At 73.5% G+C, this 23,707-nt stretch carries 23 protein-coding genes; 7 read left to right on the top strand and 16 right to left on the bottom strand.

Annotation, left to right across the window (positions count from 1 at the left end; translation table 11 throughout):
• Positions 1 to 56 precede the first annotated feature (56 nt).
• Positions 57 to 1,187 (bottom strand): ATP-grasp domain-containing protein, encoded by a 1,131-nt coding sequence (locus tag ACIP2X_RS01865; protein ID WP_401666173.1) that lies wholly within the window; start codon positions 1,185 to 1,187, stop codon positions 57 to 59.
• A 294-nt stretch (positions 1,188 to 1,481) separates the two neighbouring features.
• Here ACIP2X_RS01865 and ACIP2X_RS01870 point away from each other — a divergent pair, with 294 nt between their 5' ends.
• The gene (locus ACIP2X_RS01870; RefSeq protein ID WP_401666175.1) at positions 1,482 to 2,342 is read left to right on the top strand and encodes a metallophosphoesterase family protein; all 861 of its coding nucleotides are present in this window, start codon (positions 1,482 to 1,484) and stop codon (positions 2,340 to 2,342) included.
• Complete coding sequence (locus tag ACIP2X_RS01875; protein WP_401666178.1) at positions 2,339 to 3,019, top strand: 4'-phosphopantetheinyl transferase; 681 nt, start codon at positions 2,339 to 2,341, stop codon at positions 3,017 to 3,019. The genes ACIP2X_RS01870 and ACIP2X_RS01875 overlap by 4 nt, the downstream gene beginning before the upstream one ends.
• 35 nt (positions 3,020 to 3,054) lie before the next feature.
• Here ACIP2X_RS01875 and ACIP2X_RS01880 read toward each other — a convergent pair whose 3' ends face one another.
• From ACIP2X_RS01880 to ACIP2X_RS01890, 3 genes are all read right to left on the bottom strand, one after another.
• The gene (locus ACIP2X_RS01880; RefSeq protein WP_401666180.1) at positions 3,055 to 3,291 is read right to left on the bottom strand and encodes a hypothetical protein; all 237 of its coding nucleotides are present in this window, start codon (positions 3,289 to 3,291) and stop codon (positions 3,055 to 3,057) included.
• A gap of 221 nt (positions 3,292 to 3,512) precedes the next feature.
• Positions 3,513 to 4,043, bottom strand: coding sequence for a toxin-antitoxin system, toxin component (locus tag ACIP2X_RS01885; protein WP_401668781.1), 531 nt, complete (start codon positions 4,041 to 4,043; stop codon positions 3,513 to 3,515).
• Between the two features lie 33 nt (positions 4,044 to 4,076).
• Positions 4,077 to 4,733, bottom strand: a complete 657-nt coding sequence (locus ACIP2X_RS01890; protein ID WP_401666182.1) for a helix-turn-helix domain-containing protein — start codon at positions 4,731 to 4,733, stop codon at positions 4,077 to 4,079.
• A 223-nt stretch (positions 4,734 to 4,956) separates the two neighbouring features.
• Between ACIP2X_RS01890 and ACIP2X_RS01895 the strand changes: the two genes are divergently transcribed.
• Together ACIP2X_RS01895 and ACIP2X_RS01900 are read left to right on the top strand one after the other, a co-directional pair.
• A complete protein-coding gene (locus tag ACIP2X_RS01895; RefSeq protein ID WP_401666184.1) occupies positions 4,957 to 5,628 on the top strand; it encodes a hypothetical protein in 672 nt (223 codons plus the stop codon).
• Between the two features lie 289 nt (positions 5,629 to 5,917).
• A complete protein-coding gene (locus tag ACIP2X_RS01900) occupies positions 5,918 to 7,969 on the top strand; it encodes a phosphocholine-specific phospholipase C (RefSeq protein WP_401666186.1) in 2,052 nt (683 codons plus the stop codon).
• A 16-nt stretch (positions 7,970 to 7,985) separates the two neighbouring features.
• Here the strand turns inward: ACIP2X_RS01900 and ACIP2X_RS01905 are convergent, their stop codons facing one another.
• Together ACIP2X_RS01905 and ACIP2X_RS01910 are read right to left on the bottom strand one after the other, a co-directional pair.
• Positions 7,986 to 8,882, bottom strand: coding sequence for a hypothetical protein (locus ACIP2X_RS01905; protein ID WP_401666189.1), 897 nt, complete (start codon positions 8,880 to 8,882; stop codon positions 7,986 to 7,988).
• Complete coding sequence (locus ACIP2X_RS01910) at positions 8,879 to 9,721, bottom strand: phosphatase PAP2 family protein (protein WP_401666191.1); 843 nt, start codon at positions 9,719 to 9,721, stop codon at positions 8,879 to 8,881. Before ACIP2X_RS01910 ends, ACIP2X_RS01905 begins: the two co-directional genes overlap by 4 nt.
• Before the next feature lie 178 nt (positions 9,722 to 9,899).
• Between ACIP2X_RS01910 and ACIP2X_RS01915 the strand changes: the two genes are divergently transcribed.
• Entirely contained in the window at positions 9,900 to 10,514 is a 615-nt protein-coding gene (locus ACIP2X_RS01915; protein ID WP_401666193.1) for a TetR/AcrR family transcriptional regulator C-terminal ligand-binding domain-containing protein, read from the top strand.
• A 145-nt stretch (positions 10,515 to 10,659) separates the two neighbouring features.
• Here the strand turns inward: ACIP2X_RS01915 and ACIP2X_RS01920 are convergent, their stop codons facing one another.
• The 3 genes from ACIP2X_RS01920 to ACIP2X_RS01930 form a co-directional block, all read right to left on the bottom strand.
• Complete coding sequence (locus tag ACIP2X_RS01920) at positions 10,660 to 11,736, bottom strand: DUF2510 domain-containing protein (protein WP_401666195.1); 1,077 nt, start codon at positions 11,734 to 11,736, stop codon at positions 10,660 to 10,662.
• Between the two features lie 107 nt (positions 11,737 to 11,843).
• Positions 11,844 to 12,998, bottom strand: coding sequence for an anhydro-N-acetylmuramic acid kinase (locus tag ACIP2X_RS01925; RefSeq protein ID WP_401666198.1), 1,155 nt, complete (start codon positions 12,996 to 12,998; stop codon positions 11,844 to 11,846).
• A 4-nt stretch (positions 12,999 to 13,002) separates the two neighbouring features.
• A complete protein-coding gene (locus tag ACIP2X_RS01930; RefSeq protein ID WP_401666200.1) occupies positions 13,003 to 14,292 on the bottom strand; it encodes an MFS transporter in 1,290 nt (429 codons plus the stop codon).
• A 199-nt stretch (positions 14,293 to 14,491) separates the two neighbouring features.
• Between ACIP2X_RS01930 and ACIP2X_RS01935 the strand changes: the two genes are divergently transcribed.
• Positions 14,492 to 17,170, top strand: coding sequence for an ATP-binding protein (locus ACIP2X_RS01935; protein WP_401666202.1), 2,679 nt, complete (start codon positions 14,492 to 14,494; stop codon positions 17,168 to 17,170).
• 14 nt (positions 17,171 to 17,184) lie between these two features.
• Here the strand turns inward: ACIP2X_RS01935 and ACIP2X_RS01940 are convergent, their stop codons facing one another.
• The 7 genes from ACIP2X_RS01940 to ACIP2X_RS01970 form a co-directional block, all read right to left on the bottom strand.
• On the bottom strand, positions 17,185 to 17,721 hold the full coding sequence (locus ACIP2X_RS01940; RefSeq protein WP_401666205.1) for a cysteine hydrolase family protein: 537 nt from the start codon (positions 17,719 to 17,721) through the stop codon (positions 17,185 to 17,187).
• A 73-nt stretch (positions 17,722 to 17,794) separates the two neighbouring features.
• Positions 17,795 to 18,916 (bottom strand): 3-oxoadipate enol-lactonase, encoded by a 1,122-nt coding sequence (gene pcaD / locus ACIP2X_RS01945; protein ID WP_401666208.1) that lies wholly within the window; start codon positions 18,914 to 18,916, stop codon positions 17,795 to 17,797.
• Positions 18,913 to 20,208, bottom strand: coding sequence for a 3-carboxy-cis,cis-muconate cycloisomerase (gene pcaB / locus ACIP2X_RS01950; protein WP_401666211.1), 1,296 nt, complete (start codon positions 20,206 to 20,208; stop codon positions 18,913 to 18,915). The genes pcaD and pcaB overlap by 4 nt, the downstream gene beginning before the upstream one ends.
• Positions 20,205 to 20,810, bottom strand: coding sequence for a protocatechuate 3,4-dioxygenase subunit alpha (pcaG, locus tag ACIP2X_RS01955; protein WP_401666213.1), 606 nt, complete (start codon positions 20,808 to 20,810; stop codon positions 20,205 to 20,207). Before pcaG ends, pcaB begins: the two co-directional genes overlap by 4 nt.
• A 5-nt stretch (positions 20,811 to 20,815) precedes the next feature.
• Positions 20,816 to 21,589, bottom strand: coding sequence for a protocatechuate 3,4-dioxygenase subunit beta (gene pcaH / locus ACIP2X_RS01960; protein WP_401668784.1), 774 nt, complete (start codon positions 21,587 to 21,589; stop codon positions 20,816 to 20,818).
• Between the two features lie 50 nt (positions 21,590 to 21,639).
• Entirely contained in the window at positions 21,640 to 22,269 is a 630-nt protein-coding gene (locus ACIP2X_RS01965; RefSeq protein WP_401666215.1) for a CoA transferase subunit B, read from the bottom strand.
• Entirely contained in the window at positions 22,269 to 23,024 is a 756-nt protein-coding gene (locus ACIP2X_RS01970) for a CoA transferase subunit A (protein WP_401666217.1), read from the bottom strand. Before ACIP2X_RS01970 ends, ACIP2X_RS01965 begins: the two co-directional genes overlap by 1 nt.
• 209 nt (positions 23,025 to 23,233) lie before the next feature.
• Between ACIP2X_RS01970 and ACIP2X_RS01975 the strand changes: the two genes are divergently transcribed.
• Entirely contained in the window at positions 23,234 to 23,707 is a 474-nt protein-coding gene (locus ACIP2X_RS01975; RefSeq protein WP_401666220.1) for a MarR family winged helix-turn-helix transcriptional regulator, read from the top strand.

A 23,707-nucleotide genomic window follows, 5' to 3' on the forward strand; every position in this document is an offset into this window, starting at 1 on the left:
CAGGGGCGCGGGGAACCGCGCGCCCAGCCCCCCACGACCCGCACCCGGCGTCAAACCTAGAGCGGCAGCGCCTGCGCCGGGGACCCGGACCCGACCGGCGCGGGCGCCGGAACCGCCGGCAGCACCGGAGCCGCATCCTCCGCCCGCCGCTGCGCCGGCACGGCGACCGGCCGCAGTTGCCGAGGAGCGGACACCACCGTGTAGTCCTGGCCGAGGAACGGCGGCACGATCTCCCCGGGGTCGTCGCCCAGCGCCAGCCGCACGGCGGCCCAGGGGGCGTTGACCCCGCACAGCGACAGCTGGTGCAACCCCCCGGCCGGACGGGTGTTGACATCCATCAGCACCGGCTGCTCGCCGAACATCCGGAACTGGATGTTGGAGAGATGGTGCAGCCCGAACCCCTCGGCGATCCGCCGCGCCGGCTCCACGAACTGCTCGTGCAGCGTGAACCCGCGCCGGCGCCCGTTCTTCGTCCGCCCGATCGCCATCCGGACCACGTTGTCGCGCCCGGTGAGGCAGTCGACGGACACCTCCGGCTGCTCCAGCCGGGGCATCACCAGCCAGTCCACCGGCTCATCGGCCTGCCGCAGCGCCTCCAGCACCAGATCCAGCTGGACGTAGGGGGTGGGGAACCCACCGAGGTGCAGCAGCGAGAACGGGGCCCGCGTGATCACCCGGAAACCCACCCCACCCGCACCGGACGCCGGCTTGAAGCACGCCTTGTGCCCGCCTGCCTCCAACTCCTCGACGGCCGCGACGAGTTCCTCCGCGCAACGCACCCGCCACCACGGCGGCACCGGCACCCCGATCGCCTGGACGGCCTCGTAGGCGATCACCTTGTCGTGGAAGACGGCCACGGCCTCCGGCGGCGGCGCCAGCAGCGCCGTTCCGACCGCCTCGAACTCGGCGCGGTGCGCCACGATCGCCGCCTGGTGCAGACGCGGCACGAACACGTCGATCGCGCGCCGGGCGCACACGTCCAGGGCGAATTCGACGTACCCGGCCGGGGACAGCCCCTCCGGCTCCAGCTCCGCGGTGTCGGCGGCGGCGAGGACGGGGGAGTCGGGGTCGCCGTGGGTGGCATGGATCTCGACGGCCCGGTCGCCGGGATTTCTCCGCAGCTGATCCATGAAGAACACGTTCTCCGCGTACGTGCGGTTGAGCCAGACGCGTACGCGAGAGACCATGCAGGCCGCCTTCCACGGTTCGCGGGCACGGCGGAGCGGGGCCGGCCCGGCCAGGGGGATTGGGGAGGGACACCGAAGCGCCCTTGCGTGAAGGGGGTTCGTGGGCGCCGGTGTTGGGGCGATCATACGGCTTCGCGAGCCCCCCGCGTGCAACGTGCGGGTTACGGAATCGCCGATCCCGCCCACCTGTCGTGAGGGGCCCTGATAACCACTAATACACTCCGGTGGCCCTTGCCGACCGAGCCGCGCATGTGTTGTCGTGGTGCCTCCGTGTGATCGTGAGGGGGCAGACAGGTGACATCGACGGCCGGCGGTGCCGGACAGCTGCTGGCCATCAGCGACCTGCACATCGGGTACGCGGAGAACCGCGAGCTGGTGGAGAAGATGCGCCCCGACACCGACGACGACTGGCTGCTGGTGGCCGGGGACGTCGCGGAGAGCGTGTCCCGCATCCACTGGGCCCTGGAACTGCTCGCCGGACGCTTCCGCAAGGTGATCTGGGTCCCCGGCAACCACGAGCTGTGGACCCACCCCTCGGACACCGTCACCCTGCGGGGCGTCGAACGCTACGAGCACCTGGTGGCGATGTGCCGCGAGCTCGGCGTGACGACCCCGGAGGACCCGTACCCGGTCTGGGACGGCCCAGGCGGCCCGGTCGCCGTGGCGCCGCTGTTCCTGCTGTACGACTACTCCTTCCTGCCCGCCGGCTGCACGACCAAGGACGAGGGACTGGCCTACGCGCACTCGACCGGGATCGTCTGCAGCGACGAGCATCTGCTGCACCCCGACCCCTACCCCACGCGCGAGGCCTGGTGCCGGGCGCGGGTCGAGCAGACCGAGCGGCGGCTCGCCGAGATCCCCGAAGAGCTGCCGACCGTGCTGGTCAACCACTACCCGCTGGACCGTCACCCGACCGAGGTCCTGTGGTACCCCGAGTTCGCCATGTGGTGCGGCACCCGGCTGACGGCCGACTGGCACCGCCGCTTCCGGGTGGAGACGATGGTCTACGGACACCTCCACATCCCGCGGACCACCTGGCACGACGGCGTCCGCTTCGAGGAGGTGTCGGTGGGCTATCCGCGCGAGTGGCGCGGACGCGAGGAGCCGCCGGGCCGGCTGCGCCGCATCCTGCCGAAGGAGGACACGACGCCGTGATCGACGAACTGCTGCCCGCCTCGGTCGTGGCCGTGGAGGTGCACGGCGACGACGGGAGCGAGCCCGCGCCGCTGTACCCGCAGGAGGCGGCCGTCGTCGCGCGGGCCGTCGACAAGCGGCGGCGCGAGTTCGCCCTCGTACGGGCCTGCGCCCGCCGTGCCATGGATAAGCTCGGCGTGCCGGCGCAGGCCGTGCTGCCCGGCGAGCGCGGCGCCCCCGGCTGGCCCGCCGGACTGGTGGGCAGCATGACCCACTGCGAGGGCTACGGCGCCGCGGCGCTGGTGCGCGAGGCCGACCTGGTCTCGCTCGGCATAGACGCCGAGCCGCACGAGCCCCTCCCGCCCGGGGTGCTGGAGGCCGTGGCCCTGCCGGAGGAGCAGGCGCGGCTCAGGCAGCTGGCCGCGCGCCACCCGGGGGTCCACTGGGAACGTCTGCTCTTCAGCGCCAAGGAGTCCGTGTACAAGGCGTGGTTCCCGCTCACCGGGAAGTGGCTGGACTTCTCGGAGGCCGACATCGAGATCACCGTCGGCCCCGAGGGCACGGGGCACGGGCGCTTCCACGCGAGGCTCCTCGTGCCCGGCCCCGTCGTCGGGGGCCGCCGGCTCGGCGCCTTCGACGGCCGGTGGACGGTCCAGCGGGGGCTTGCGGCCACCGCGGTGACGGTGCCGCACGCCTGACGGCGCGCGGCCCTCGTCCCCTGGGCGCTACGGGCTCAAGTCTCCGGGCACCAACTCCGCAGCAGCCCGAAGAAGGCCTCCTCGTTGCCCGTCAGGCCGGCCCGTGCCAGCGCCTGTTCGGCCTCGGCGAGGACGGCGGGCGGGACGACCGGCGGCCGAGGGGAGTCGGGTGGCCCGGCCGCGGTGTCGAATGCCGCTCGTACGGTGTGCAGCAGGCGCAGATAGGCCTGCACGGCGGTGCGTTCCCGGTCGGTCAGTACGGCAGTGGGCATCGGTCGGCTCTCCCCGTCTCGTCGTCGCCACCCGTGCCGGAACGGCACGCACGCCCCCGGACTCGACGGCGCACTCCCAGCTTGCCGTCCACCACTGACAATCCGGCTCCGAGGCGCCCCGGTTCGCCCGCTCGGCGGAGGTGCGAGGCACCGCGGCGCGGCGCGAAGGCGCTGCTCCGCGCCGGTGCGAGGAGGTTTCGTCCGAGGCCGGCGGACCGGTCCTAGTGCTGTGGCCCGACGTAGCCCAGCGACGCCTCGATCCGGCCCGCCAGGTGGTCGCGCTGCACCGGTCCGCGCAGTGCCGAACCCGCGAGCCAGGTGCGGCACTTGCTGGCGAGCAGCAGCCCGAAGCTCTCCGCGTCCCGCTCGTCGGCGAGGTCGAAGCGGGTGCGGGCCGCCACCTTCAGGACGGTCGCCTGGAGGTCGGCGTCGTCGTCGAGTAAACGGGCCGCGACCGCGGCGCCCTCGACGTGATGGCTGCAGTGCCCGGCCTTCATGTGCCACAGCTCGTGCCCGAGGATCACCAACTGGTGGTCGGGGGCGGTGCGTTCCTCGATGACCACGAGGTCCTGGTCGGCCATGTCGAGCCACAGCCCGCTGGCCGTGCCGATGGGGAAGGCGGCCGTACGGAAGTGGACGGGGCGGCCGCGGCGTCTGCTCATGCCGTCGCACAGCGCGGAGTAGAGGTCGGTCGGGCGCGCCGGTGCGGACAGGGTCAGCTCCGCGACCAGCTCGCCGCACAGACGGCGCATTTCCTTACCGATGCCCACAGATTCTCTCCCGGATCACGACTCGGGCCGCTTGACGCTCTCCAGGAGCATGTCCAGCCATTCGGCGACCTTGTCGCGGTGCTGGTCGGTGGGCAGTTGGGCGGCCCGCCAGGCGATTCCGCGCACGCCGTGGTCCTGGAGCAGCCGCTCCAGCGGGTCGTCGGCCGCCGCGGCCGCCTCCCGCTCCCGGTCGGCCAGCTTCTGCAGCAGCTCCTGCTCGGTGCGCTGGAGGACGTCCGCGAGCGCCTCGGGGTCCTCGGCCGTGAGGAAGCCGGCGTGCACCCGGAAGAAGCGCTGGATGGCGTCGCAGTGCTCCATGGTGGGGCGCCGGTCGCCGTTGATGAGGGCGCCCGCCTGCTGCCGTGACATCCCGGCGCCGTCGGCGATCTCCTGCTGGGTGTACCGGCGCCCGTTGCTTTTCAGCCGGGTGCGCCGCAGCAGGTCCAGGCGTTGCAGGAACCGCGCCTGCACATCGGGCTCGCCCGCCGGGCGGCCGCGCAGCAGCTCCCTGACGACGGGCTCGGGCACGCCGCAGGCCACGGAGAGCCGGGCGGTGTCGAAGACCTCCGCGTGCGGCACGCCCAGCCGGTCGGCGAGCGCGGTGACGCGGGCGATCACGGCCGGCAGGGTGGCCGTCGCCGTGGCGCCCGGAACCTCGTAGCCATCCGTCACCGACAGATCTCCTACGTCTCTCACACACTTCTCGCGAGTAATTGCCGTGAACTTCCCGGAGAGTAGCGGGTGGTTCGAACTCACATCCAGGTCTCGCCACAACTGTGGCCAATTTCAGCCGTCGACCGGCATGAAATGCCACGATAGTTGACACGGCAAGCTTCGGGGCATCAGGATCGGGTCGCCGCGTGAAGGCCGCATAGGCAAGAGGGGTGACCTCCCGATGGCACACCAGGCAGGAGGGCAGCGGTCCGCGTTGCGGTCCGTCCCCGAGGATTCCGAGGCCCAGTCGTATCTGGAGGACTACGCCGCCTTCATGGAGGCCGTACCCTTCCCGTCCGTCGTCGTCGACCGGCGCTGGGACGTCGTCCTGGCCAACAGCGCCTTCGCGGCGCTCTTCGGCGGGGTCGCGCCGCATCCGACGGCCATGCCCGGTGACAACTTCCTGAGATTCGTGCTGTTCCACCCGGATGCCGCGGGTGTGCTCGGGGACCACGAGTCGCGCTGGTGCCTTCCGATGCTGGCCCACTTCGCCGACGCGGTGGAGCGCCACGGTCACGACCACGGGCTGCAGGCCATCCGGCGGGAGATCGCGCAGGACCCCCTCATGGAGGCCGCCTTCCGGCAGGGGCTGCCGCACTGGGTGCGCGCGGTCGGCGAGGCCGCCGTCGAGCACGACGGGGCGGTGCGCCCGCTGCTGCACCCCGACCCGCGCTGGGGAGCCACCGACTGCCGGATCGTCGCCGAGACGCCGAGGACCCTGCGGGACCTGGGCTGCACCCGGCTCACCATGGTGCTGCGCGAGCCGCGCCGCCCCGCCCCGGCCCCCCGCCGACGGTCGCAGGACCGTCGCCCCGCGAGCCATCTCACGGTGGTCCCCACCCCCGAGGCCTGACCGGGCACCGCCGGCGTTCAGGTCGCCGACGGCGCCACGGTCGGGCCGGGGTGACCACCCGGCAGTTCCGGCTCGCCGCTCCTGAACACCGCCTGTCCGGTGGTGATTTGTCAGAGGATCTCCGCGAAGGCCGGGACACGCCCTGACACACCTCCGCGTACGCGCGACCTTCACAGCGACGCCATCGGGCCCTTCCCGGACGTTCGGTGCTCTTGAAACACTCCTTTCGCGCGCGTTTCGTCAGCATCCGGCCCGGTCGAACTCCCCCAGGACGAGAGGTCCCTCAGTCATGCCCGAAGTCAACCGGCGCAAGTTCCTCCAGATCGCGGGGGCCACCACCGCCTTCACCGCCCTCGCGAGCAGCATCGAGCGGGCCGCCGCCCTGCCGGCCAACCACCGCAACGGGACGATCGAGGACGTCGAGCACATCGTCGTCCTGATGCAGGAGAACCGTTCCTTCGACCACTACTTCGGCAAGCTCCGCGGCGTCCGCGGCTTCGGCGACCCGCGTCCGGTGAAGCTGGACAACGGCAAGTCGGTCTGGCACCAGGCGAACGCCGGCAAGGAGGTGCTGCCCTTCCACCCGGACGCCGACGACCTCGGCATGCAGTTCCTGGAGGGTCTGCCGCACAGCTGGAACGACGGCCAGCAGGCCTACAACGGCGGCAAGTACGACAAGTGGCTGCCCGCCAAGGGCACCACGACCATGGCGTACCTGACCCGCGAGGACATCCCGTTCCACTACGCCCTCGCCGACACCTTCACCGTCTGCGACGCCTACCACTGCTCGTTCATCGGCTCCACCGACCCGAACCGCTACTACATGTGGTCCGGCCACACGGGCAACGACGGCAAGGGCGGCGGCCCGGTGCTCGGCAACGACGAGCTGGGCTACGACTGGACGACGTACCCCGAGCGCCTGGAGCAGGCGGGGATCTCCTGGAAGATCTACCAGGACATCGGCGACGGCCTGGACGCGGACGGTTCCTGGGGCTGGATCGACGACCCCTACCGGGGCAACTACGGCGACAACTCGCTGCTGTACTTCAACAAGTACCGGGGCGCCGAGCCCGGCGACCCCTGGTACGACAAGGCCCGCACCGGCACCGACGTGAAGAACGGCGACGGCTACTTCGACCGGCTCCAGGCCGACGTCAAGGCCGACCGGCTGCCGCAGATCTCCTGGATCGCGGCTCCCGAGGCCTTCTCCGAGCACTCCAACTGGCCGACCAACTACGGCGCCTGGTACATCGCCAAGGTCCTGGACGCGCTCACCTCCAACCCCGCGGTGTGGGCGAAGACGGCCCTGTTCATCACCTACGACGAGAACGACGGCTTCTTCGACCACGTGGTGCCCCCGCTGCCGCCGAAGTCCGCCGCGCAGGGCCTGTCCACGGTCGACGTCTCCCTGGACGTCTACCCGGGCGACAGCAAGCGCCCGGCCGGCGCCTACGGCCTGGGCCCCCGGGTGCCCATGCTGGTCGTCTCGCCGTGGAGCAAGGGCGGCTACGTCTGCTCCGAGACCCTCGACCACACCTCGATCGTCCGCTTCATGGAGCGCCGCTTCGGTGTCGAGGAGCCGAACATCTCGCCCTGGCGGCGTGCCGTCTGCGGCGACCTGACGTCCGCCTTCGACTTCTCCCGCAAGGACACCAAGCCGGCCCACCTGCCGGACACCGACGCCTACGAGCCGCCGGACCGCGAGCGTCACCCGGACTACCGGCCGACGCCGCCGGCCGACCCGGACATGCCGAAGCAGGAGCGTGGCCTGCGCCCGGCCCGCCCGCTCAGGTACGCCCCAGTGGTGGACGGCGCGGTGGACGCGGCGGCCGGGAAGTTCACGCTCGGCTTCGCCTCCGGCGAGAAGGCCGGTGCCGCCTTCCTGGTCACGTCGGGCAACCGCACCGACGGGCCGTGGCAGTACACCACCGGGGCCGGCGAGAGCCTCTCCGACACCTGGAACTCGGCGTACTCCCAGGGCTCCTACGACCTGACCGTGCACGGCCCCAACGGGTTCGTGCGCGTCTTCAGGGGCCCGAACAAGGTGGCGGGCCCGGAGGTCACCGCGCGCCACTTCGGCGACGACGTCGTGCTGACCTTCACCAACAAGGGCTCCGGCACGGCGCAGCTGCGGCTGGTCGATGGCTACACCGGCCGGGCGAAGACCCTGAAGGTGCGCGCGGGCTCGACGGTGAAGCACGTCGCCGACCTGTCGAGGAGCCGGCGCTGGTACGACCTGACGGTCACCTCCGACGCGGACCCGTCGTACCTGCGGCGCTTCGCCGGACACGTGGACAACGGGCGCCCGGGTGTGAGCGACCCGGCGATCGTCACGGACTAGCGAGGGTCGGCCGCGCTCAGAGCGGCGTGAGGTGCCCCGGCCGCGACGGCCGGGGCATCACCGTCTCCGGCCCGGACGGCAGTGCGGGGCCCCCGCCGGACGGCGTCCGGGACAGCAGCACCACGCCCCAGGACGCCAGCAGCGCCCCCGTGACGGCGAGCAGTACGCCCGTCGCCCCGCCCCGCAGCCGTTCGCCCAGCAGCGACAGGCCGACCACCGAGGCCGCCAACGGATTGCTCAGGGTCACCACCGCGAGCGGGGCGCCGAGCCCGTCCCGGTAGGCGGTCTGCGCCAGCAGCACGCCGCCGCACGCGAACACCGCGACGAGCAGGGCCACTCCCACCACCTGGAAGCCGAGCAGCGGCCCGGAGGAGTCCGTCGCGGCCACCGTCACCGTCTGGGTGAGGGCGGAGCCCACCCCGGAGGCGATCCCGGACGCGCCGGCGTGCCGCAGGCCGGGCCGGGTGCCGGGCCGGGCGAGCACGCAGATCAGCACGGACGCCGAACCCGCGACCGTCAGCGCCTCGGGCACGCTGAGCACGTCGTCGGGAGCGGGGCCCGACGCCGTCACGAGCAGCGCGCCCAGACCCGCAAGCGTGAAGGCGGTGCCGCGCCACTCCACCGCGCTGACCCGCCGGCCCGCGAGCCGGGCTCCCATCGGCACCGCGGCGACCAGTGTCAGCGCCCCCAGCGGCTGCACCACCGTCAGGGGTCCGTAGTTCAGGGCGACGACGTGCAGCACCGCGCCGGAGGCGTTCAGCGCCACCGACACCCACCATGCCGCGCTGGCCAGCAGCCGCAGCACCCCCGAGCCGGCCGCGCGGGCGGCGAGCCGTTCCTGGGCGACGGCGGCGGCGGCGTAGGCGACCGCGGAGAACAGCGACAGGACGACGGCGAGCACGGTGGCGCTCATCGGCCCGCCTCCGCGAGCACCGGCTCCCGCGCCGGCGCCGCCGGTCCGGGCGCCGTGGCCTGAGCCGTCGCCCGTACCGTCCGGCCCGCCGGTACGAGGAGGCGGCCGGGCGGCGCGGCCGTGCGCGGCGCCGGGCGGACGAGCGCCAGCGCCCCGGCCAGCAGGACGGCCGCGACGAGCGCGTCCAGCCAGTAGTGGTTGGCGGTGCCCACGATCACCAGCAGGGTCAGCAGCGGGTGCAGCAGCCACAGCCAGCGCAGCCGCGAGCGGGTCGCCACGATCACACCGACGGCCAGCATCAGGGCCCAGCCGAAGTGCAGCGAGGGCATGGCCGCGAACTGGTTCGACAACTGGTCGGCCTCGGGGGAGCCGTACACGGACGGCCCGTACACCTGCCCGGTGTCGGTCAGCCCGGTCGCCGCGAGCATCCGCGGCGGCGCGAGCGGGAAGGCCAGATGCAGCACCAGCGCGGCGGCGGTGAGGGCGGCGAGCACCCGGCGGGCCCAGAGGTAGTGGCCGGGGCGCCGCAGGTACAGCCAGACCAGGAAGGCGGCGGTCGCGGGGAAGTGGACGGCGGCGTAGTAGGTGTTCGCCAGCCGCACCGGTGCCTCGCCGTGCAGCAGCAGGGACTGCACCCAGCCCTCGGCCGGGAGGTGGACGGCCCGTTCCAGATCCCACACCCGGTGGGCGTTGCGGAAGGCCGCGTGGGTGTGGTCGGTCGCGAGGAGCCGGCCGGACTTGTAGACGAGGAGGAGTCCCGCGACCAGCAGGAACTCCCGGACAAGAGGCGGCCGCGCTATCGCGGAGTCGTCCTCGGCAGGCTCGGTGCGGGCATTCATCCCCCGGCCCCTTCACTGACGGTGGTGCTGAAAGCTCATCGATACGGTGACGTACCGGTACGCCAGTGTACCGATACGCCTCTGTACCGGTACACTGGCGTATCGATTGCGTACGACACACTGGACCACGGGCCCCTGGCCGCAGGACCGGAAGTGACCGGAGCGAGGAGACGGACCCATGACGTCGCAGGCCGCGGACCGACCGGAGACGGTCGGCGCCTCGCGCCGCTCCAAGTTGACGCGGGAGCGTGAGCAGGAGTTCTTCGACGCGGTGATCGAGCAGATCCGCGAGTGCGGATACGACGCGGTGACGATGGACGGTGTCGCCACCAGCACGCGGTGCAGCAAGTCCACGCTGTACCGGCAGTGGAAGACCAAGCCGCAGTTCGTGGCCGCGGCGCTGCGCTCGCGGCGCCGGGTGTGCTTCGAGGGGATCGACAGCGGCTCGCTGGCCGGGGACCTGCGGCAGGTCGCGCGGGTGCTGGGGGAGTGGTCCGGACGGGACCACCGGCTCGTCCAGGCGCTCGGTCACGCGGTACTGGAGGACGAGGAACTGGCGCAGGCGCTGCGCGAGACGCTCGTCGAACCCGACCTCGCCGCGGTCGAGCGGATCCTGCGGCGCGGTGTGGAACGCGGGGAGATCGCCGCCGGCCATCCGGCGCTGCCGTACGTGGCCGCGCAGATCTTCGGCGTGCTGCGGGTGCGGCCCATGCTGGACGGCCGGGACGCCGACCCGGACTTCCTGGTGGAGTTCGTGGAGTCCGCCGTGCTGCCGGCGCTAGGACTCACCTGAAGACCCAGGCCGCGTCGTCCGAGGGATGACGGGACGACCGGCCTGCTCGCGCCGCACCGTGGGGACGGGGGCGGCGCGCCACCCCGGCCGGGTGGGGTACCTCTGGAGCGGAGAGGTTCCCCGCCCGGCCGAACAGGGCGGGACGCTAGACGCTCCGCCCGTCGCCGCCGCCGGCGGACACCTTGATCCCCTCGGTGATCTCGTCGATCAGGGACACGTCCTGGTCGGCGTCGATGCCGAAGCGGACCACGACGAGCCGCCCGGAGTCACCGGGCGAGGGGAACACCAGCGACTCGACCAGACCGTCGGCGCCCTTGCTGGTGACCGCCTTCCAGCGGACCAGGTAGCCCTTCTGCCCGGCCACGGTCACCGCCTCGGACGCCAGCACCCGGTGCGAGGTGATCTTCCCGTAGCTGTTGCCGCCGTAGGACTCCTCGGCGTTCGCCGCGATGTCGGCCTTCGCGACCTGCTCGGGTGTGCTGCCCTTGGTGCCGAGCACCTCGGCGGGCGCCGAGTACGCGCCGCCCTTCGTGCAGGACTTGGACGTGTCGCCGGGGCACTTGTAGCTGTCCTCGGACGTCATCTGCGCGCCCACGTCGAAGGACTGGCCGCTCCAGCCCTCGGGCACCGTCATGCTGATCCCGTTGACGGGGTCGGACAGCGTGCCGCCGCCCTCGACCTCCGGCGCCTGCGGCCGCCCGGACTCGGGGGACTCGCCCTCGGGGCCGCCCGAACCGCCGGAGCCCTCGTCGCCGAACGGCCCGCCCTCGCCGCCGTCCCGCCCGTCCGGTCCCTGCTGCTGCGAATCGGCGCGGCTCGTACCGCCGTCGTCCTTGTTCAGCGCGTAGACGCCGACCCCGATGCAGGCGAGGACCGCGGCCGCGGCCGTGATGGCTATCGCGGTGCGCAGGCCGCGCCGCCGCCCGCCCGGCGGCTGGACCGGATACCCGGGATATCCCGGGTGCCCGGGGAACCCCGGGTACGCCTGGTGCCCCGCCTGGCCGGGAGCCCCGGCACCTCCCGGATACGGGGGAAACGCCGGCTGGGTCTGCTGGCCGTGGGCGGCCGGCGCGGGCCCCGCCGGCGGACCCCAGGCCGCGGCCGACCCCGCCGGACGGGTCCGGTCCGTCCACGCCTTGCCGTCCCACCAGCGCTCGGTGGCGGGACCGTCACTTGTCTGCCCGGGGTCGGGGTACCACCCGGGAGGAGTCAACTGCGTCATGCCCCCACCGTATGAGGCCTCGGTGAAAGACGGATGAGAGGGACCCCCGCCGGCCGAGGACAGGCGGACCGGCACACGTCACCTGGGCCCCACGGACTGACGCCCGGTCATTCCAGCACCAGGCGTACCGGTCCGCGCGCGGCGGCCGGCGGAAGGCGCACTCCGTCCCGCCCCGGCGTCACCGACCCCAGCACGCTCGGATGCCGGGCCCCCGTGCTCGCCGGGACCGTGCCCGGCAGCCCGTGCGCCGTCAGGAACCCCAGGACCGCGAACGCGTAGGCCTCCTTCGCGTCGGACGGGAGCCCGAGCTCGTCGGAGCGGCGCACCGCCACACCCGGCAGCGACTCCCCGAGCATCCGCATCAGCACCGGATTGCGGGTGCCGCCGCCGGACGCGATCACCTCCGTGGCGCCCACCGACCGCACGGCGTCGGCGACCGTGCGCGCGGTGAGCCGGGTCAGGGTCGCGATCACGTCCTCGGCGGGCAGGGTGCCGACCCCGGCCAGCGCCTTGTGCAGATACCCGACGTGGAACAGCTCCTTGCCGGTGGTCTTGGGTGCGGGCAGCGCGTAGTACGGCTCCTCCAGCAGCCGCTCCAGCAGCACCGGCTGGACCCGGCCACGGGCGGCGAGGGCGCCGTCCACGTCGCAGGCGAGCCGTCCGCCGCTGAAGCCGTGTGCCGCCGCGTCGATCAGCGCGCACGCGGGCCCGGTGTCGAAGGCGGTCCCGTCGACGGCGGTGAGATTGGCGATGCCGCCGAGGTTCAGGGCCACCGGGGTGCCCGGGCGGCCGCGCAGCCACAACAGGTCGACCAGGCTGACCAGCGGGGCGCCCTGACCGCCGGCGGCGATGTCCCGGGGCCGGAAGTCGGCGACGACGGGCAGCCCGGTCGCCTCGGCGATCCACGCGGGCTGCCCGAGCTGGAGGGTGCCGCGTACGTGGCCCTCGTCGACCCAGTGGTACACCGTCTGTCCGTGCGAGGCCACCAACTCGGCGCGTCCGTCGCACAGTTCCCGGTCGGCCCGGACGGCCGCCGCCGCGAAGGCCTGCCCGATCAGGGTGTCGAGCCGGCACACCTGCGCCAGGGTCGTGGTCCCGGGGGGCAGTGCCGCCGCGAGCGCCGACCGCACCTCCTCGTCGTAGGACTCACTCACCATCCCGAGCGGCTTGAGCACGAGGCCGTCTCCGACGAGGCTCAGCTCGGCCGCCGCCGCGTCGATGGCGTCGTACGACGTGCCGGACATCAGCCCGATGACCCGCATCCGTTCACCTCGCCTCCTTCGAAGGTCCCCTCGCCGGGAGGGTGGCGAGGGCCAGCACACTGACCGCGCAGGTGGCCGCCGCGTAGTACGCCGGGATGTCCACGTTTCCGGTCCGCTCGATCGTCTCCGTGATGATGAGCCCGGCACAGCCCGAGAACACCGCATTGGACAGGGCGTAGGCGAGTCCCAGGCCGGTGTAGCGGACGGTGGTCGGGAACATCTCCGACAGCATCGCCGGGCCCGGCCCCGCCATCAGCCCGACCACCGCGCCGGCCGCGAACACCGCCAGGCCCTTGACGGACTCGGCGGCCCCCGGGTCCTGGAGCAGGTTCAGCAGCGGCACCGCGAGGACCACCACCAGCAGCGCCCCGCAGAGCATCACCGGCCGCCGCCCCACGCGGTCGCTGAGCAGCCCCGCCGGGACGATGGTCACCGCGAAGCCGAGGTTGGCCAGCACGGTGGCGAGCAGCGCCTGCTGGAAGCTCGCGTCCAGGCTGTTCTGGAGGTAGGACGGCAGCACGACCAGGAAGGTGTACCCGGCCGCGGCCCAGCCCATGATCCGCCCGGCGCCGAGCGCGATCGCCCGCGCCACCTCGCGCGGGGGCGGGCTGCGCAGCTCGCGCCGCTCGCTGAACGCCGGTGTCTCCTCCAGCCGCAGCCTCAGCCAGAGCGCGCCCAGCCCCATCGGCAGCGTCAGCAGGAACGGCAGCCGCCAGCCCCAGTCGCCGAGTTGGGCCTCCGTCAGCACGGTGGCCAGCAGCGCCGCCGCGCCCGCCCCGCCGAGCAGACCCAGCGCGACGGTGAACGACTGCCACGAGCCGTACAGTCCGCGCCTGCCGGGCGGGGCGAACTCGGTCATCACCGCCACCGCCCCGCCGAACTCGCCGCCCGCCGACAGGCCCTGAAGCACCCTCAGGAACGTGAGCAGCCAGGGCGCGAGCGCCCCGGCCGTCTCGTACGTCGGCAGCGCTCCGATCAGGGTCGTCGCGCCGGTCATCAGCGCGATCACCAGGATCAGCACCGGCCGTCGGCCGATCCGGTCGCCGAGCCGCCCGAACAGGGCGGCCCCGACGGGCCGGAAGAAGAAGGCCAGGGCGAAGGAGGCGTACGTCTTCACCAGGGCCTCGGCCTCGCTGCCGCCCTCCGGGGTGAAGAAGCGGGCGGCGATGACGGTGGCGAAGTAGCCGTAGACACCGAACTCGTACCACTCGATGAAGTTGCCCACCGAGCCCGCGACCAGCGCCCGGCGGGACCGTTCAGGCCTGGTGCCGGCCACCTTCGCGGGCGCCTTCATCAGGGTGCCTCCCGTCCCGTCGCCCCGCGGGTTCCCGGCAGGGGAAAATTAGCGTCAGTTCACGGGCCGTCGGCTGTCAATAACTTTCACCAGGACGTCACCCATGGCTACCACACTCCCCCCGACCACCCACCGCCGGACCTCCCGTGGGGCTACGCTCGCCCTGTACGTCGTTCGGGCGACCAGGGGAGGCAGCGGGATGACGGTGGATCCGCCGGCGGCGGGCGCCTCGGCTTCCCTGTGGGAACGGGACGAGGAGATCGCCGGGGTGGTCGAGGCGCTCGACGCCCTGTGCGGGGACCGCGCGTCGTCGGGCGGCCTGCTGCTCTTACGCGGCGAGGCCGGCTTCGGCAAGACCGCGCTGCTCGCCGAGACCCGCCGGCTGGCCGAGGAACGCGGCTGCACGGTGTGGTCGGCACGCGGCGGCGAGACCCTGCGCTCCGTCCCCTTCAACGTCGTACGCCAACTGCTCCAGCCCGCCCTCGTCTCCCTGCTCCCCGAGGAGGCCAGGGAGTACCTCGGCGACTGGTACGACGTCGCCGGCCCCGCCCTCGGCATCGCCGACCCCGGCGGGCGCCAGGCCGACCCGCAGGGCGTGTGCGACGGACTCGTCGTCGCCGTGCGGCGGCTGGCCAAGCGGGACTGGCCGCTGGTGCTGCTCATCGACGACGCGCACTGGGCCGACCAGGAGACACTGCGCTGGCTCGCCGCCTTCGCCGAGCGGCTGCACGACCTGTCCGTGCTGGTGGTGGTGGCGCGCAGGCCGGGCGAGGTGACCGGCGAGAGCGCCCGCCACCTCGACGCGGTCGCCGCCGCCGCGGGCCGCCCGGAGACGATCCTGAGCGCCCTCACCCCGGACGCCACCGCCGGACTCACCCGCGCGAGCGTCGGCCGGCACGCCGACGCCCCGTTCTGCCGTGAGGTCTGGGCCGTCACCGGCGGCAACCCCTACGAGACCGTCGAACTCCTCGCCAAGGTGCGGGACACCGAACTGGAGCCGACCGAGTCCTCCGCCGGTGAACTGCGCGCCCTGAACCGCTCGGCGCGCGGCGGCGGGCTCGTCGCCCGCCTGGAGGGGCTCGGCATCGACGCCACCCGCTTCGCCTGGGCGGCCGCCATACTCGGCACCGGCATATCCGTGGACCTGGTGGCCAGGCTCACCACCATGCGTCACGAACAGGCCCTGCGCTGCGCCGACCTGCTGTGCTCGGCCCGGATCCTGACCGCACCCGACCCGGCGGGCGCGCAGGCCGACGACGGCGACCTGGAGTTCGTCCACCCGCTGATCGCCACCGCCGTCTACAACTCGATCCCGGACGCCCTGCGCACCGCCATGCACGGCATCGCCGCACAGATCGTCACCGACTCCGGCCGCGGTCCCGCCGCCGCCTCCCGGCATCTGCTCCAGGTCCACCCGGACGACGACGTCGAACTCGTCGACCAACTGCGCGCGGCCGCCCGGGAGCACCTCGCCGTCGGCGCCCCCGACGCGGCCCGCCGCTGCCTCGAACGCGCCCTGCTGGAGCCGCCCCGGCCCGACGTGCACGCGCGCGTGCTCTACGAACTCGGCTGCGCGACCCTGCTCACCGCGCCCGCCCGCACCATCGGCCACCTCCAGACCGCGCTCGCCATGCCCGGCCTCGACGGGGCCGCCCGCGTCGACGCCGTCTTCCGCCTCTCCCAGGCCCTGCTCCACAACGACCAGCTCGAACAGGCCGTACGCACCGTCGAGGCCGAGGCCGCCCGGCACGAGGAGGGTCCCGCCCGGTTGCGGCTGCGGGCCGTCCAGTACATGTGGGAGGGCATCCACGCCGGTGAGGCGCAGACACCGGGACGCTCCGAGCGGCTCGCCGAACTGGCCCGCACCTGCACCGGCCGCGACAACTCCGAGCGCGCGCTGCTCATCCTGCGCGGCTTCGACGCGATGAACCACGGGGAGAGCGCCGAGGAGGTCGTCGAACTGTGCGACCGCGCCCTCGTCAACGGCCGGCTCGCGCCCGGACTCGGCTGGACCGACACCGAGTGGGGTGTCGAGCTGCTGATGATGCTGGGCAGCTCCTACGCCTACGCCGACCGCCTCGACCGTGCGGAGAACCTGTTCGCCGAGGCCCTGCGCACCTACACCACGGCCGGCTGGAGCGGCGGCCACCTCGCCCTGGCCAACGCCTTTCTGGGCCTCGCCTTCCGCAGGCAGGGCCGGCTGCGGGACGCCGAGTCCGTCCTGCGCGAGTCGCTGCGCCTGGCCGAGCGGGTCGGCCGGGGACTGCCCCTGTACTGGTCGGCGACCTGCGGCCTCGTCGACACCCTGCTGGCCCGCGGCCACGTCCGGGAGGCCTGGTCGGTGGCCGAGCAGTACGGCTTCACCCCGCCCTACCCGTCCACCATCGTGCTGCCCGACACCCGGTCGGTGCGCGGCCGGCTGCTGCTCGCCGTGGGCCGCACCGAGGAGGGCGTGGGCGAACTGGAGGCCGCCGAGAAGGCCGCCGCCGTCCGCGGCGGTCACAACCCGGTGCTCGCGCCCTCGACCCTCGACCTCGCCGGGGCCCTCGCCGTGCAGGACCCGGCACGCGCCGCCCGGCTCGCGGCCGACGCGCGCCGTCAGGCCGAGCTGTTCGGTACCGACACCGCGATCGGCGAGGCCCTGCGCTGCGCCGCCCGCCTGGAGACGGGCCGGCGCAAGGTGAGCCTCGCCGCGCAGGCGGTCACGTATCTGGAGGCCTCGCCCTGCCAGTACGAGCACGCCGCGGCCCGTGTCGAGTACGGCCTCGCCGCCCGCTCCACCACCGAGCTGAACCGGGGCCTGACGCTGGCCCGCTCCTGCGGCGCCGACGGCCTGGCCCGCCGGGCCAGGGAGGCACTCGCGGAACTGGAGTCCTAGGGCCTGTCGGCCCGTCACGGCCAGAGGTCGCGGCTGTCGCAGATGTGCGCGTCCATGTTGCGTTCCATCATCCGCAGCGCCGCCTCGGCGAGGTCGGCGTGGATGTGGGCGACGGCGTCCCAGGGCACGATCACCTCGTAGTGCCGGATGTGGGCGTCGAGCGCCGAGTAGAGCACGCACTGCTCGGTCACCTGGCCGCACAGCACGAGCCGGTCGATGCCCTGCTGCTGGAGCAGGTAGTGCAGTGGCGTCTCGTAGAAGATCGAATGGCGGGCCTTGAGCACGAAGAGCGAGTCCGTGTCGGGTTCCAGCGGCGCCACGAGGTCGGCGTGCGGGCCCTCCAGCGCGTGCTTCAGAAGCTCACCGTGGTGCGAGCGCCACTCGCCGAAGTTGTCGTTGACGTAGATGACCGGAACCGACCGCTGCCGCGCGCGCCCGATCAGCTCGGCGACGACCGGCACCACGGCCCCGGCCGAGGGGATGAGCAGTTCGGCGTCCTTGTGGTCGTACCTGTTGATCATGTCGATCACGGCCAGCGCGGTCTTGCTCATACGACCAGGGTCGCACCACGCGCCGCACGGGCGACCCGGCCCCGACTCCGTCCCACCCGGCCCGACGGAGGGGTCATGCCCGCCCGTCGTCCTCCTCCGCGAGCACCCGCCGGGCCGTCTCGAACGCCGAGTTCGCCGCGGGCACCCCGCAGTACACCGCCGTCTGCAGCAGCACCGCCCCGATCTCCTCGGGCGTGAGCCCGTTGGTCCGCGCCGCACGGACGTGCAGGGCCAGTTCCTCGTGGTGACCGTGCGCCACCAGCGCGGTCAGCGTGATCATGCTGCGTTCCCGGCGGGAGAGCGTCGGGTCGGTCCAGATCTCTCCCCAGGCGCAGCGCGCGACGAAGTCCTGGAACCGCGCGGTGAAGGGCGTCTGCCGGGCCTGCGCGGCGTCGACGTGCGCGTCGCCGAGGACCTCCCGCCGTACCTCCATGCCCCGCCGCGCGGGCCCGCCGAGATGGGTGCGCAGGGCCGTGAGCACCTCCTCGGGGCACTGCGCGGGCGCGAGGTGCGAGGCGCCGGGGATCTCCACGAGCGCGGCGCCCGGCACGGCGTCCGCGATCTCGCGCAGATGCGCGGGCGGCGTCGCCGGATCGTGGCGGCCGGCCACCAGCAGCGTCGGCGCGCCGATCTCCGCCAGCCGCTCGCGCAGGTCGAACGCGGCGAGCGCGTCGCAGCAGGCGGCGTACGCCTCCGGGTCGGCGTCCCGGTGGTCCCGCACGAGCCGGGGCACGGTGAACCCGGGTGTGAACCAGCGGGCGTCCGCGCCCGCGGCGAGCGAGGCCAGTCCTTCGCGGCGCACCAGCGCGGCCCGTTCCCGCCACGGCCCCGCCCCGCCGAAGTGGGCCGAGGAGCAGATCACGGCGAGGGAGGACACCCGGTGCGGGTGGTGCACGGCGAGGTGCAGCCCCACCGCGCCGCCCAGCGACACCCCGGCGTACGCGAACCGCTCGACGCCGAGGGAGTCGGCGAGTGCGAGCACCTGCCGGGCCAGGTCGGCGACGGTGGCGCCCGCCGCGATCAGGTCCGCCGCCGAACCGCCGTGACCCGGCAGGTTCCAGCGGATCACCCGGTGGGTGACGGACAGTTCGGGCGCGACCTCGTCCCACAGGGCGTACGAGGTCCCCAGGGAGGGGCCGAGGAGCAGCGGGGGTGCGGAAGGGGCCCCTTCGACGCGGTGGTCGAGCAGCTTCAACGTCGCTCCAGAGCACGATCGACAAGGGCTCCGGCGGAGCCCGTGTAGTGGGCGGGTTCGAGGTCGGCGTCCTTGAGCTCCGGCGCCTGCCGGAGCGGTCGCCCCTCGGCGGCCAGCCGGGCGAGCAGCTCCTTGGCGCCGGCCCGGCCGAGCGCGGGCGCGAGTTCGGCCGTCAGCCGCTCGGAGACGATAGCCCCCCGGGTGAGGCCGAGGTGCGCGCGCATGACGTCCGGGTGGACCCGTAGCCCGGCGGTCAGTTCGGCCGCGTCCCGGGCCGCCCCGCCGGTCAGCCGCAGCAGGTCCCGGAGCGGTTCCCACTCGGCGTGCCAGGCTCCGGCGGGGCGCTCGTCCTCCGCCACCAGCGAGGCGTACAGCGTGGCGGCCTGCTGCGGGGCGCGCCGGGCCGCGGCGGCGATCAGCGTGGACCGTACGGGGTTGGCCTTGTGCGGCATCGCCGACGAGGCCCCGCCGCTGCCCTCGGTGACCTCGCCGATCTCGGTGCGGGACAGGGTGAGGACATCGGCGGCGATCTTGCCGAGCGCCCCGGCCGTCAGCGCCAGACATCCGGCGAGGTCGGCGAGCGGGGTCCGCAGCGTGTGCCAGGGCAGCTCCGGCGCCCGCAGGCCGAGTTCACGGGCGTAGGCCGCCGTCAGCGCGATGGGGTCGGCCGCGCCGTACGCCCCGAAGGCGGCCAGCGTCCCGGCGGCGCCCCCGAGTTGAGCGGGCAGTGCCTCCCGTACGGCCGCCACCCGGTCGCGGGCGTCCAGCACCAGCGACCGCCACCCGGCCGCCTTCAGGCCGAAGGTGGTCGGCACGGCGTGCTGGGTGAGCGTGCGTCCCGGCATCACCGTGTCACGGTGCGCGGCGGCCAGCCGGGCCAGCGCTGACCCGGTGCGGGCGAGGTCGGCCAGGATCACGTCCAGGCAGCGCGCGGCGACCAGCATCGTGGCCGTGTCCACGATGTCCTGACTGGTCGCGCCCCGATGGACGTACGGCCCGTGCTCCGTGCCGACCGCCTCCGTCAGGTCGGCGACCAGCGGGATCACGGGGTTGCCGGCGCCGCGCGCGCGATGCGCGAGGGACGGCACGTCGTACCGGGCGGCGTCGGCCGCGCCCGTGACCGCGGTGGCCGCCCCGGCCGGGGCCAGCCCGAGCGAGGCCTGCGCCCGGGTCAGGGCCGCTTCGGCGTCGAGGAGTGCCTGGAGACAGGCGGTGTCGCTCGTCGCGGACGCGGCGGGGGAGCCCGCCCACCCGGGGGCGAGAAGGCCGGAGTCGGGCGCCGGGGAGGTCACCGGAACTCCAGGAAGACCGTCTCGCCCGCACCCTGCAGACGGATGTCGAAGCGGTAGGCGCCGTCGTCCTCGGCGTGTGCGACCAGGGTGTCGCGGCGCTCCCGTGCCAGGCCGGACAGCAGCGGGTCCGAGGCGTGCGCGGCCTCGTCGCCCGGCAGGTAGATCCGGGTGAACAGATGCGTGAGCAGGCCGCGCGCGAACAGGCACACGCTGACGTACGGGGCGCTGTCGCCCCGCGCGCCGGGCCGGAGCGTGCGGGCGTACCAGAGGCCGTTCGCGTCCGTCTGGGCGCGGCCCCAGCCGGTGAACTCCACGCCGTTGCGGCCGAGGAAGCCGCCGGACGCCGGATCGCGCCGCATCGAGCCGTCCACCTGGGGCAGCCTGCCCCGCGGGTCCGGGCCCCACAGCTCCAGGAACGCGTCCGGCAGCGGCGCGCCCGCGCCGTCCAGCACCCGGCCGTGCAGGGTGATCGTGTCCGGGTGGCCGGTGGGTGCGATGTCCTCCCCGCCCGGGAAGGGCAGCGCGTACCCGTAGAACGGGCCCACCGTGTGCGACGGGGTGGGCGGCACGTTCCCCGGACCGCTCGTGTCGATCTTCGTCATGGGGGTCAGCGTCCCTCTTCCGTCCAGGTGGCCCGGGGGCCGTCGAGCACGATGTCCCAGTGGTAGCCCAGCGAGAACTCCGGCACCGACAGGCCGTGGTCGTACGTGGCGACCAGGCGCCGGCGGGCCGCGTCGTCGGTCACGGACTGCAGGATCGGGTCGTACGCGAAGAGCGGGTCGTCGGGGAAGTACATCTGCGTCACCAGGCGCTGGGTGAACGCCGCGCCGAAGACGGAGAAGTGGATGTGCGCGGGGCGCCAGGCGCCCACGTGGTTGCGCCACGGGTAGGGGCCGGGCCGGACGGTGGTGAAGCGGTACCGGCCGTCGGCGTCGGTGAGGGTGCGGCCCACACCGGTGAAGTGGGGATCCAGCGGAGCGTCGTGCTGCTCGCGCCGATGGGCGTACCGGCCCGCCGAGTTGGCCTGCCAGATCTCGACGAGCTGGCCGCGCACCGGCCGCCCGGCGCGGTCCAGCAGACGGCCGGAGACGGTGATGCGCTCGCCGATCGGCTCGCCCGGGTGCTGCCGGGTCAGATCGTCGTCGAGCTCGGTGATGTCGCGCTCGCCGAAGGCGGGGGAGGCCAGTTCCACCAGCTCCGGGTCACGGGCCACGTCGATCGCGACGAGCGGCTGCCGGGGATGGCGCAGCAGCGAGGAGCGGTACGGGGCGTAGTCGCGCCGCGGGTGGTGCTCGACGGGGCCGCCGTCGGCGAGCCGCTTCTCGTAGGCGGCGCGCTCGGCCGCTATCTCCCGGTCGATGTCGTGCTGGGTGAGAGCCATGACGCCTCCTCCTGTTCCGGCGCCGTCGGCGTCGACGACGTGGACCTCTCTCATGTGCGCACCTTCGCGGCCGTCCGGGCGACGACGTCCTCGGCGGTGACACCCGGCGCGCACTCGGCCAGGGCCAGCCCGTCGTCGGTGACGTCGAGCACGCCGAGATCGGTGACGATCCGGTCCACGCACGCCTTGCCCGTGAGCGGCAGCGTGCACTCGTCGAGGATCTTGGGGCTGCCGTCCTTGGCGGTGTGGGTCATCACGACGACGACGGTACGGGCGCCGTGCACCAGATCCATGGCCCCGCCGATGCCGGTCACCAGCTTGCCCGGAACGGCCCAGTTCGCGAGGTCCCCGCGGGCCGAGACCTGCATGGCGCCGAGCACGGCGACGTCGATGTGCCCGCCGCGGATCATCCCGAAGGACAGCGCCGAGTCGAAGAAGGAGGCGCCGGGCAGCACGGTGACCGTCTCCTTGCCCGCGTTGATCAGGTCCGGGTCGACGTCCTCCTCGGCCGGGTAGGGGCCGGTGCCGAGGATGCCGTTCTCCGACTCCAGCACCACCTCCACGCCGGGCGGGAGGTGATTGGGGATCAGGGTCGGCAGGCCGATGCCCAGGTTGACGTACTGCCCGTCCCTCAGCTCGCGTGCGGCCCGTGCGGCCATCTGCTCACGTGTCCAGGCCATCAGCCGCTCACCGTCCGCCGCTCGATCCGCTTGTCGGCGGCCTGTTCCGGGGTCAGGGCGACCACCCGCTGGACGAAGATGCCCGGCAGGTGCACGGCGTCCGGGTCGATGCCGCCGGGTTCGACCAGCTCCTCCACCTCCGCGACGGTCACCCTGCCCGCCATCGCCGCGAGGGGGTTGAAGTTGCGGGCGGACTTGGCGAAGACGAGGTTGCCGTGCCGGTCGCCCCGAGCTGCGCGTACGAGGGCGAAGTCGGTGCGGATGCCGTGCTCCAGCACGTGCTCCACGCCGTCGAACTCCCGTACCTCCTTGGGCGGAGAGGCGACCGCGACGCCGCCCCGGCCGTCGTAGCGCCACGGCAGTCCGCCCTCGGCGACCTGGGTGCCGACCCCGGCCGGCGTGTAGAAGGCGGGCACTCCGGCGCCGCCCGCCCGCAGCCGCTCGGCCAGGGTGCCCTGCGGGATCAGCTCCAGCTCCAGCTCCCCGGCCAGGTACTGGCGGGCGAACTCCCTGTTGGCGCCGATGTAGGAGCCCGTCACCCGGGCGATCCGCCCGGCGGCGAGCAGGACCGCCAGGCCGGCCTCCATGGCGCCGCAGTTGTTCGACACCACGGACAGTGCGCCGACGCCGCGCCGGTACAGCGCGTCGATCAGCACGTCCGGGACGCCGCTGAGCCCGAAGCCGCCCACCGCGAGCGACGCGCCGTCGCCCACGTCGGCCACCGCCTCCAGGGCCGTGGCGACCACCTTGTCCATCCGTGAGGTCCCCTGTCTCCCGAGCAGATGCTCAGCACACTGAGCATTCAGTGAACTTTTCTTCACGCTGTCACCCGCAGCTGCCGACGTCAACCCCCGTGCCCTGTCCACCGCGTTCCCGACGTCGCTCCGTCACCCACCGGCGACTGACCGGTCTCTCGGCGGTATCGTTCAGTGCACTGACATATGCGCGGACCCCGGGAGGGCCCATGCCGGCGGTGGATCTCGCCAACCAGCCCGGGCATCTCGCCCGGCGGCTCCAGCAGGCGCACCACCTGCTGTGGAACGCGATGGTCTCCGAGGAGATCACCTCGCCGCAGTTCGCCGTACTGAACGCGCTCGCCGACGAGCCGGGCGTCGACCAGCGCACGGTGGGGGAGCGGGTCGGGCTCGACCGCTCCACCATCGCCGAGGTCGTCGGCCGGCTCGACCGCCGGGGCCTGCTGGACAAGGTCCGCGACCCGCGCGACGGCAGGCGCTTCCTGCTGCGCCTGACGGGGGACGGGGCGCGCACCCACCGCAAGCTGGCGGTGCGCACCGCCCGGATGAACCAGGTCTTCCTCGCGCCCCTGTCCGCCGCGGAGCAGCCGGTGTTCCTGGAACTGCTCCGGCGGGTCGCGGACGCCGCGGAGGGGCTGCGCGATCCGGGTGACCCGGCGGAACCCCTCGTCGGACGGCACTGA

This window comes from Streptomyces sp. NPDC089424 (assembly GCF_044749345.1).
In the GTDB taxonomy this organism is placed as follows: domain Bacteria; phylum Actinomycetota; class Actinomycetes; order Streptomycetales; family Streptomycetaceae; genus Streptomyces.

Excerpts from the sequence above, each read along its gene's own strand:
- ACIP2X_RS01965 (WP_401666215.1), bottom strand. The coding sequence starts at position 22,269 with ATGGCCTGGACACGTGAGCAGATGGCCGCACGGGCCGCACGCGAGCTG.
- ACIP2X_RS01910 (WP_401666191.1), bottom strand. The coding sequence starts at position 9,721 with ATGAATGCCCGCACCGAGCCTGCCGAGGACGACTCCGCGATAGCGCGG.
- pcaH (WP_401668784.1), bottom strand. The coding sequence starts at position 21,589 with ATGGCTCTCACCCAGCACGACATCGACCGGGAGATAGCGGCCGAGCGC.
- ACIP2X_RS01935 (WP_401666202.1), top strand. The coding sequence starts at position 14,492 with ATGACGGTGGATCCGCCGGCGGCGGGCGCCTCGGCTTCCCTGTGGGAA.
- ACIP2X_RS01895 (WP_401666184.1), top strand. The coding sequence starts at position 4,957 with ATGGCACACCAGGCAGGAGGGCAGCGGTCCGCGTTGCGGTCCGTCCCC.
- ACIP2X_RS01975 (WP_401666220.1), top strand. The coding sequence starts at position 23,234 with ATGCCGGCGGTGGATCTCGCCAACCAGCCCGGGCATCTCGCCCGGCGG.
- ACIP2X_RS01885 (WP_401668781.1), bottom strand. The coding sequence starts at position 4,043 with ATGCGCCGTCTGTGCGGCGAGCTGGTCGCGGAGCTGACCCTGTCCGCA.
- ACIP2X_RS01905 (WP_401666189.1), bottom strand. The coding sequence starts at position 8,882 with ATGAGCGCCACCGTGCTCGCCGTCGTCCTGTCGCTGTTCTCCGCGGTC.
- ACIP2X_RS01970 (WP_401666217.1), bottom strand. The coding sequence starts at position 23,024 with ATGGACAAGGTGGTCGCCACGGCCCTGGAGGCGGTGGCCGACGTGGGC.
- ACIP2X_RS01865 (WP_401666173.1), bottom strand. The coding sequence starts at position 1,187 with ATGGTCTCTCGCGTACGCGTCTGGCTCAACCGCACGTACGCGGAGAAC.
- ACIP2X_RS01900 (WP_401666186.1), top strand. The coding sequence starts at position 5,918 with ATGCCCGAAGTCAACCGGCGCAAGTTCCTCCAGATCGCGGGGGCCACC.
- ACIP2X_RS01930 (WP_401666200.1), bottom strand. The coding sequence starts at position 14,292 with ATGAAGGCGCCCGCGAAGGTGGCCGGCACCAGGCCTGAACGGTCCCGC.
- ACIP2X_RS01940 (WP_401666205.1), bottom strand. The coding sequence starts at position 17,721 with ATGAGCAAGACCGCGCTGGCCGTGATCGACATGATCAACAGGTACGAC.
- pcaG (WP_401666213.1), bottom strand. The coding sequence starts at position 20,810 with ATGACGAAGATCGACACGAGCGGTCCGGGGAACGTGCCGCCCACCCCG.
- ACIP2X_RS01915 (WP_401666193.1), top strand. The coding sequence starts at position 9,900 with ATGACGTCGCAGGCCGCGGACCGACCGGAGACGGTCGGCGCCTCGCGC.
- ACIP2X_RS01925 (WP_401666198.1), bottom strand. The coding sequence starts at position 12,998 with ATGCGGGTCATCGGGCTGATGTCCGGCACGTCGTACGACGCCATCGAC.
- ACIP2X_RS01920 (WP_401666195.1), bottom strand. The coding sequence starts at position 11,736 with ATGACGCAGTTGACTCCTCCCGGGTGGTACCCCGACCCCGGGCAGACA.
- ACIP2X_RS01880 (WP_401666180.1), bottom strand. The coding sequence starts at position 3,291 with ATGCCCACTGCCGTACTGACCGACCGGGAACGCACCGCCGTGCAGGCC.